This window comes from Streptomyces sp. SID11385, from assembly GCF_010548245.1.
Lineage (GTDB): Bacteria > Actinomycetota > Actinomycetes > Streptomycetales > Streptomycetaceae > Streptomyces.
On sequence record NZ_JAAGLR010000766.1, the window covers coordinates 1 to 2,235 of the forward strand.

At 73.2% G+C, this 2,235-nt stretch carries 3 protein-coding genes; all 3 read right to left on the reverse strand.

All coding sequences use genetic code 11. From position 1 onward, the window contains the following. Positions 1-93: 93 nt before the first annotated feature. Positions 94-558, reverse strand: a complete 465-nt coding sequence (locus tag G3I42_RS23685) for a copper chaperone PCu(A)C (protein ID WP_203607233.1) — start codon at positions 556-558, stop codon at positions 94-96. Positions 559-692: 134 nt separating this feature from the next. After that, positions 693-1,382: an SCO family protein gene (locus G3I42_RS23690; protein ID WP_164289083.1), complete on the reverse strand. Its 690-nt coding sequence runs from the start codon at positions 1,380-1,382 to the stop codon at positions 693-695. A 70-nt stretch (positions 1,383-1,452) separates the two neighbouring features. Further along, a partial coding sequence (locus tag G3I42_RS23695; protein WP_164289085.1) for a YcnI family protein occupies positions 1,453-2,235 on the reverse strand: 783 nt, incomplete at its 5' end.

The following is a 2,235-nucleotide window of genomic DNA, read 5'->3' on the forward strand; positions in this document are numbered from 1 at the left end:
GCACCGGGCCGGCCGCCCCCGGGGGCGCGGCCGGCTCCCGGGGCGCGGGCGGTGCTCAGAGCGAGTGGTGCGGGGCTGCGCATCGGGTGCTCCTCACTGCTTGTCCTGCGTGTCTCCCGCCGAGGGCGGCTGGTAGGTCGTCTCCTTCACCGGCAGAACGGCCTTGACGGCGCCGGACTTCGCGAAGTGCAGCGTGACCGTCACGGTCTCCCCGCGCTTCGGCGTGTGCCGGAGCCGCTCGAACATGAGGTGGTTGCCGCCGCGCGCGAAGTCGAGACGGCCGTGTGCCGGGACCGCGAAGGAGTCCTGCTCGCGCATCTCGCCGTCCTTGGTGCTGTGCAGGGTCACCTCCGCGGCGAGCGGGCTGGTCACGGAGGTGAGGCGGTCGGCGCCGCCCTTGTTGGTGACGACGAAGAAACCGGCGGCCATGTCGTGCCCGACGGGCTGCGGTACGTAGCCGGTGGTGACCTTCAGCGCGGGCTTCGCGTCGTCGGCCCCGCCGCCGTCGCCGCAGGCGGTGAGGGTGAGGGCGAGCCCTCCGGCGAGGAGCGCGAGCAGCGCCGTACCGCCGCGCGCGCCTCGTATACGCGTCCGGCGCGTGGCCGTCCCCCGCGCGCCCCGTACCCCGGAGACGCCGCGCGCGCCCCGTATCCCGGAGGCCCCGCCCGGGTTCCGTACCCGTCCCCCCGCCGTCACGGCTTGCGTCCTTCGACGAGCTTCGGCAGGTCCTTCGTGTAGTCGTCGGCGGTGGCCTGCTCGCCGTATAGGACGTAGCCCTTGTCGGTCTTCGGCGAGAAGGCGACGACCTGGGTGCCGTGGGTGGAGACGGTCTTGCCGTTCTTGTCCTTGTGCGCGGGCTCGACGCTGATGCCGAGCTGGCGGGCGCCCGCCTGGATGGAGTCGAAGTCGCCGGTGAGGCCGATGAAGTCGGGGTCCTGGCCCTTGAGCCAGGAGCCGAGGGCCTTCGGGGTGTCGCGCTTCGGGTCGGTCGTGACGAAGACGACCTGGAGCTTCGCGCGCTCGGCGGCGGGCAGCTTCTTCGCGGCGATGGCGATGTTGCTCATGGTGAGCGGGCAGACGTCGGGGCAGTTCGTGTAGCCGAAGTAGACGAGTGTCGGCTTTCCGGCCGTCCGCTCCCGGAGATCGAACTTCTTGCCCGCCGTGTCGGTGAGGACGAGGTCCGGCTTCGTGAAGGGCTGGTCGAGCACGGTCGCCGCCTTCTGCGAGCCGGGGGCGGCGGAGACGTCGACGATGGCGCTGCCTTTCTTGTCGCCGTCGTCGTCGCTGCCGCCGCAGGCGCCGAGGGTGAGCGCGGCGGCGGTGACGAACGAGGCGGCGAGGAGCGTCGAGCGGCGGAGGCGGGCGGGGCTGGTGGTGCGCATGTGCAGAGTCCTGAAGTGAGGAGAGGGAGGTGGGGCGGGGCGCCGCGAGGGGCGCCCCGCCCGCAGTGAATCAGTCGGTGGTGGCGGCGCGACGGCGGCCCGCGAGCACCCCGAAGGCCACCCCGGCCGCGCCGACGACGATGCCGACGACGGCGAGGACGCGCGCGGTGGTGTCGGACGAGTCGCCGTCGCTGTCGGAGGAAGCGGTCGCGGTCTTGTCGTGACCGCCCTCGTCCCCGCCCGCGGCGGTCCCGGTCTTGCCGTCGCTCGCCGAGCCGTTCGCCGCCGAGCCGTGGGCGTCATCGGCCGCGGCGCTCAGCACGAGCACCGGCGCGGGGTCGTCCGGCTCGCTGCCGTCGCTCTTCGGCTCCTCGATCCACCGGACGACCTCCTTGTTGGAGTACGTCTGGAGGGCCTTGAAGACGAGCTGGTCCGCGTCCTCCGGCAGGGGCCCGAGCGAGAGCGGGAACTGCTGGAACTGACCGGGCTCAACGCCCTTGCCGTCCGCGGTCCAGGTGATCTTCGAGGGGGCCTCGGTGACCTTCTCGCCGTGCATCTCGACCGGCTTGTCGAGCTTGGTCTCGGTGACCTTCACGGTCCAGCCGGGGACCGGCTGCGGCTGCACGGAGGCGAGCGGGTGGTCGGTGGGGAGGTTGACCTCCAGCTTCACGGTCGAGGCGTTGTCGCGCTCGTTGGGCACCTTGAAGTTGACGGTCGCGTAGCCGCCCTTGGCGGCGGTCCCCTGCGGGGCGACGGTGACGTGCGCGGCGGCGGGGCCCGCGAGGACGAGGACCCCGGAGGCGGCGAGCGCGCCGAGGACCGCGAGGCGGGTGCCGCGGCGGCGCCCGGCGGG

Bases quoted from the DNA above. Each gene is read 5' to 3' on its own strand.
- G3I42_RS23690 (WP_164289083.1), bottom strand. From the start codon at position 1,382: ATGCGCACCACCAGCCCCGCCCGCCTCCGCCGCTCGACGCTCCTCGCC.